At 46.0% G+C, this 6,582-nt stretch carries 4 protein-coding genes; all 4 read left to right on the top strand.

What is annotated here, in order from left to right:
* Positions 1 to 774: 774 nt before the first annotated feature.
* The 4 genes from OL444_RS15825 (at position 775) to OL444_RS15810 (ending at position 6,571) form a co-directional block, all read left to right on the top strand.
* On the top strand, positions 775 to 1,287 hold the full coding sequence (locus OL444_RS15825; protein ID WP_264731798.1) for a hypothetical protein: 513 nt from the start codon (positions 775 to 777) through the stop codon (positions 1,285 to 1,287).
* Between the two features lie 77 nt (positions 1,288 to 1,364).
* Entirely contained in the window at positions 1,365 to 1,913 is a 549-nt protein-coding gene (locus tag OL444_RS15820; protein ID WP_264731801.1) for a sigma-70 family RNA polymerase sigma factor, read from the top strand.
* Between the two features lie 73 nt (positions 1,914 to 1,986).
* On the top strand, positions 1,987 to 3,030 hold the full coding sequence (locus tag OL444_RS15815; RefSeq protein ID WP_264731803.1) for a FecR family protein: 1,044 nt from the start codon (positions 1,987 to 1,989) through the stop codon (positions 3,028 to 3,030).
* 85 nt (positions 3,031 to 3,115) lie between these two features.
* Positions 3,116 to 6,571, top strand: a complete 3,456-nt coding sequence (locus OL444_RS15810) for a SusC/RagA family TonB-linked outer membrane protein (RefSeq protein ID WP_264731804.1) — start codon at positions 3,116 to 3,118, stop codon at positions 6,569 to 6,571.
* Positions 6,572 to 6,582 lie beyond the last annotated feature (11 nt).

The raw sequence follows: 6,582 nt of genomic DNA, 5'->3' as shown, positions 1-6,582 counted from the left end.
ATCACAGCTGCAATCCGAATAATGGTGCATCAGTTATTAGGATTAATAAGCTCAATTCATAACTGGTTATTATGACAAATGATTTATCCTACTTTGGTATGATCAACCAGTCTAATGGTCCTGGAATTCATAGTTAATAACTGGCTGATTTCGTTACGCTATTTCATACACATGAGACCCTGCCCCCCATTAGAATTTTTATTGCAAAAACAGATTACAAACTGGCTAACTAGTGGAGACAAATAACAAAACCTGAAATTATCTTATAGATAAAGCATTATGAAATGCTACGATATGACATTCTTCACTATCTTAACGTATCAAACATCCTACAAGCCGAATTGTTTGCATTTGCATTCAATAATTCACCCCTAAGGAATACAGGAGCCTCCTGGTTCCTCCGATCCCCGGCCAGGCATGGGTTATGCTTCGTTCATTTTCAGCTCCGTTTCGTTGGAGTTCATAACGGCAACATGGGTACTCTATTCCGGATACCCCTACAAAGGCGGGAGCGGCATTCAGGATATTCGCTACTGCAGACACACCTGAACACGCAGGAGATAGCCCTCCTGTTCCTGTATATCAAAATGCCCAAAGTATCAGGTATTGAACTGCTCAGGACCTTGCGGCAAGATTATGCACCGTCATCAATCAGTGCACTCCCTATATGAACTAATTGTTACCAGATGAGGGATTTATCTTTTCTAAACGAATACATCATAAAGGCTTCCGTAGCAAGTTATTCATCATCCCTATCATTTAACGTAAAAAGTTATGCGTAATTCTATACCTGTAAAAGTACTGGCGCTATTGGCAGCAGGGCAACTGCTGATGGCATCCTGTAAAAAGAACAAGGACGCTGCTCCTGATAAATCCGCCAAATACGAACTGGTAGCAGGCAACTGGCAACAAAAGGATCTTGTTTTTGCTGTTCCGGTAAAGCTCGGCGGGCAAAATATTCCCGCCGGCACCAGCATCATTAAACTGGCTCCTCTCTTAGGCCCGGCCGGCGCATTATTTACCTGTACCACCAACAACACGTATCAGTTTGGCGCCGATGGCAAATTCAATATCAAAGGCTGCACCGATCTGATACTGCCCACTGCCGGCAATACAGGCAGCTGGAAACTGGATGTACACGATGCGGTATGCTTACTCACCAACGAAAAAGGCAACAATGATCCGCACTGGATCGAAAATGTAAGCGATTCTACCCTGGACCTGTCTGTTACAGTCACCATTCCGGGCGTAGCCACCGCTCCGTTAGTATTGAAACTGAAGAAATAAGGAACCACCAAAATAACAATAATATAATCAGCAATTCCTTGTCTCTTGTTTAGGTCCATTAGATATTTGCGGGCATTATGGAAAGTATCGTACAGGATATAAAAAATGGAAATGTCGAGCGTTTCAAAATGATATATCAACAATATCATACAAAGCTCTATTTCTACGTATTGAAATGTACACATTCCGCTTACCTGTCTGAAGAGACAGTACAGCTGTCTTTCATATTACTTTGGGAAAAAAGGGAAAAACTATCAACAGAATACAATATTTCCGCGCAGCTTTTCCGTATAGCCAAAAGCGTCATGACGGATCTCCTGCGCAAACAACAGGTCAGGAACCGGCATACCGAGATCATGATCCGGGAAACGCCCGATTGGCACATGGAAACAGACCTTACCGTGAAAGATGAATTGACGCGGGTATATAACAGTATAGAACTACTGTCTCCCATCAGGAGATATGTTTTTAAACTAAGCCGCTTCGAAGGACTTCCACATAAAGAGATAGCCAAACAATTATCCATCTCCCCCAAAACAGTTGAAAATCACATTGTACGTGCAATACGGCAACTAAAAGATTCCCTGTTATTGTTATTACCAGCCATCGTCGCCTGGTTTTGCTGATTCTTTTTCTCACCTGAATATTTACTTATTGTTAAGCAGTGAGGGATTTACTGTTTTCAAACGAATACTACATATGAAGCATCCAGCAGCATTACTTGAAAAGTTTTTCCGGGGAGCATGTAACGAAGCAGAAAAGCAGGCTGTCACCGCTTATTTCGCGGAACATCCGGAAGCGATGCAGCCCTGGTTAACAGAAGAGAGCTGGCATTCTTTTCACCCGGAGCACACTTTATCAACCGACGTTTCCGACAAAATGCTGGCCGTCATTGAAAATCGTACCTGGCAAAAGAAAACGGTGAAGACCCTTTACTATAAATGGATCGCGGCTGCAGTACTGGGTGCTGTCCTTACGGGTTTTGTATGGAACAGCTACCGTCACCAGCCGGCAACGCAGATAGCAGCGGCCACACCTGTTACACGTGCGGTTACGGTGCCGGATACTTTTGTACAACAGGCCAATCATACGCGGGAAATAATGTCTATCCGTTTAAAAGACGGCAGCAAGGCAGAACTGGCACCTGGTAGCCAGCTAAAGTACCTGTCTTCTTTTGCTGTTACCGGCCGGGAAATATTTTTAACGGGAGAAGCCGTATTCAAAGTAGCTCCCGACAAAAACAAACCATTTACCGTACATGCAGGTAACCTGGCTACTACCGCCCTGGGGACCGTGTTCAAAATCACCGCCTGGAACGCTGCAAAAAAACCTATCCGCGTACAACTCATCAGTGGTAAGGTAAAGGTGCAACCAGACAGCCTGGCGGGCATTAAAGGGCTTAAAACCACTTATCTGCTGCCCGGCGAGGAGCTCTCTTTTGATCCGGTGAAAATGACCACGGTAGTCAATAAAACAGTGAGCACGCCCACCAGGCAGGTGATCGCGAAAGCGGAGAAGGAAATATTCATGTTCAACAATGAACCACTGGCAAATATTTTCAGGCTGATGTCGGAGAAATATCACCTCACCATTCAATGCCAGGAAGGTACGCTCAGAGACATGAGCTTTACCGGAACGTTTGATAGTAGCAAAGAGTCCCTGACCGATTTCCTGTCTACCATTGCTACGTTAAACAACCTGACAATGAAGCAGACAAACAATATCATTTACGTAACACCGTAAGCCGGATCTAATCATCTTTAACTATAACTAACTGCATCCTGAAAAGGCTGCCAGTGATTCCTTTTGCCTAAAAATGAAATATTTTATGCGTGTAAATATTCGACAATCCCGAAAAGATCGTCCCACCAAAACGATTTGGCTGCTCCTGTTATCGCAGTTGTGTATAGGCAGTCTGCTGGCGCAAAATACACATCCTGCTGCCATCGGTATTATCAAAAATGCCAACAACGAAGTGCTGGCACGTGTAATGGTAAGAGTAGAGAATGCAGACAATCAGGTACTGGCCAATACCCAGACCACAGAAAAAGGTATTTTCACTTTTCCGAAACTACCTGTCGGCGGCCCTTATCGTTTCATCTTTAACTATGCCGGCTATACAACAGATACCCTGAAAGGCTATACGATTAATGATTCCAGCAAACTATCGCTGTCGGTTGTCATGAAAAAAAAAGTAGAAGAGCTGGAACAGGTACTCGTCACCGCCCTCGGCATTAAAAGAGAAAAAAAAGCATTGGGTTTCTCCGTAGAAGAAGTCGGCGGCAAAGAATTTACCCGCGTCACACAGGAAAACCTACTGAATTCCATGTCTGGTAAAGTAGCCGGTGTTACCATCAACTCCACCGGCGGTACCGGCTCCTCTGTCAGCATGATCATCCGCGGCGCCACTTCCCTCAGCAGCGACAACCAGCCACTCTTCGTAGTAGATGGCGTACCACTGGCCAACACAGTGAATAACGTCAGCCAGATTGGTCAGGATAACAAGGTAGATTATGGCAACGCTATTGCTGATATTAATCCGGATAACATCGAAAGTGTTACCATCCTGAAAGGCCCCAGCGCCGCTGCATTGTATGGCTCCCGCGCAGGTAACGGGGTCGTACTCATCACCACAAAAACCGGTAAAAAAGTAAACCGCGCTACGGTTAATGCTTCCGTGAATACCGTATTCGACATTCCCTACAAATTCCTGAAATGGCAAACCAAATTCGGCGCCGGACAGTTCTCCGGTGTCCCCGTATCGCGCAGTGGTAATATGCTCACCAATCCTTTTGGTACCATTGTCACGGAAAATATTGATGCCACCTTCGGAGCCGAGCTGGATATGGGTTATGAAGAAGTACAATGGAACAGCCCGAAAGATCAGAACGGCAAACCAATTCCCATGCCACTGGTATCACATAAAAACAACGTGAAGAATTTCGTAAACACCGGCATGACCACCACTACGGCTGTTTCTCTGGCAAACAACAATGATAAAATTGCTTATCGGATAGGTTATGCCAACATGACCAGCAAAGGTATTATCCCTAACACCGACCTGTTCAAAAATGCACTCAACCTGAACTCCAGCCTGCAGGCCAATTCAAAACTGAGCTTCAGTACCAACGTGGATTTCAGCCGCACCAATTCCAATAACCGGCCGGCGGGCGACAGAGGCGCCAATCCCTTACAGGCAGTATACACCATCTCTCCGCACATCGATGTACGCGACCTGAGAGATTACTGGATGCCCGGCCAGGAAGGCCTGCAACAACGCACACAGGCCAACGGCGTATTCAACAATCCTTATTTCCTCGCTAATGAAGTAAAAAACGGATTTGTGAGAGACCGTGTATTCGGTAACATCAGGGCCGACTGGAAAATACTGCCCTCCCTCAGTTTCATGGCCCGGTATGCACTGGATACCTATAATGAAAAAAGAGAAACAAAAATCGCCAACAGTTATATCAACAATCCTGGTGGCGCATATGGTATCATCAATCTCAGCAACTTTGAACGCAATATAGATGTGTTGCTGACATATAAGAAAGATATCGGCCACTTCGACTTCTCTGTTGCTGCAGGTGGTAACAAACGCTATCAGACCGGCAAAAACATTATTACCTCTACTAAAGATGGTACCGGTTTAAATACACCAGGCGTATACACGATTCAGAACATTGCACCGCAAAACCTGAACTATAACAGTACGATGTTCGAGAAAGGGGTGAACAGCATCTACGGCACGTTAAACGTAGGCTATAAAGGGATGGCCTATCTGGATGTAACGGGTCGTTCCGACTGGTCCAGCACCCTGCCGGATGCAGCAGCCTATTTCTATCCCGCCGCCTCACTGAGCTTGCTGATAAATGAAATGGCCCATCTCACCTCCGGTGATATTAATCTCATCAAGCTGAGAGCCGGCGCCGCACAGGTAGGTAACGACGCCTCCCCCTATCAATTGCTGGCAACCTTGTATAATGCCGGCGCCTGGGGTAATATCCCACGCTTATCTACTTCCGGTAGCCTGCTCAATCCATTCCTGAAACCAGAAATCGCTACCTCTTACGAAGGAGGCGCCGACATCAACCTGTTCAGCAATCGCCTGCGTTTTGCCGCCACCTATTACATGGTGGAAAATAAAAACCAGATCTTCAGTCCTAAAACAGCCCCATCATCCGGATTCTCCTCCCGCAACATCAACGCAGGTTTGCTGAGAAGCCGTGGTGTGGAAATAACGCTCGGCGGTACACCGGTGCAACAGAAAAACTGGAAATGGGATGTTAATCTGAACTTCACCCGCAACAGAACAAAGATCATTTCACTCCCTGATGACATGCCTTACTATACCCTTTGGGAAGAAGGTAAAGGTGGCGCATGGACCTACGTAGGAGAAGATATCGGCGATATTTATGATGCACAACTGATGACCGTTACGGATAAATCATCTCCCTATTATGGCTATCCGCTACTGGATAATACCGGTAAATGGCAGAGTATAGATGCTACGAATTCCCGTAATAAAATAGGCAACTTCAACCCTAACTTTATTATGGGTCTGCAAACAACACTGAGCTACAAAAACTTCACCCTCAGTATGACCTTCGACTGGAGAAACGGCGGTGACTTCGTTTCCCAGACCTACCGTTACGGAGAAGAGAAAGGCAATTCACAGCTCTTCCTCGATAAACTCACCAATCCCGGTAACATGAAAGGACAGGAACTCAGAGATTATCTCGTGAGTCACCAGGACGAACTGATTATCCCCAGCGGCAACAAATTTCCTTTAGTGGGTGGCCCTACACCGGAGTATAATGGTTATGGATTTGCCTATGGTCCGTATGTACTGCCTTACGGTGGTGTATTTATTCCCGGTGTAAGAGCCAAAGGATACGATGCCAACGGTAACCCTACCGGCTATATTGAAAACCTGGGAGGCCCCGGTACCACTACCCTTCCTTACGCAGGCAGTACCGCCTGGGCTTTCACAAGAGCATTCCTGTTTCCGGCTTCTTACCTGAAACTGCGGGAAGTATCGCTCTCTTATGAATTACCCAAAAGCCTGCTCTCCGGTGTGAGCGTGCAGCATGCCAGTGTGTCTATCTACAGCAGAAATATCATTCTGTGGACGGCCGCCAAAATTGGTATTGATCCTGAAAATGCCTACCAGCCTTCTACCTCTGTACAGGGCTCTGGTATGCAATTTATGCAGGGCATCGAAAGATACAATGTTACTCCCTGGTCTATTCCCATGGGCGCTAAACTGAACGTTACTTTTTAAGAGCACCTTTA

It is taken from the genome of Chitinophaga nivalis, assembly GCF_025989125.1.
Classification (GTDB): Bacteria; Bacteroidota; Bacteroidia; order Chitinophagales; family Chitinophagaceae; genus Chitinophaga; species Chitinophaga nivalis.
Note: the sequence above shows the minus strand (reverse complement) of the source record. Positions and strands in the feature narration are given on the sequence as shown.

Excerpts from the sequence above, each read along its gene's own strand:
- OL444_RS15825 (WP_264731798.1), top strand. The coding sequence starts at position 775 with ATGCGTAATTCTATACCTGTAAAAGTACTGGCGCTATTGGCAGCAGGG.
- OL444_RS15820 (WP_264731801.1), top strand. The coding sequence starts at position 1,365 with ATGGAAAGTATCGTACAGGATATAAAAAATGGAAATGTCGAGCGTTTC.
- OL444_RS15815 (WP_264731803.1), top strand. The coding sequence starts at position 1,987 with ATGAAGCATCCAGCAGCATTACTTGAAAAGTTTTTCCGGGGAGCATGT.
- OL444_RS15810 (WP_264731804.1), top strand. The coding sequence starts at position 3,116 with ATGCGTGTAAATATTCGACAATCCCGAAAAGATCGTCCCACCAAAACG.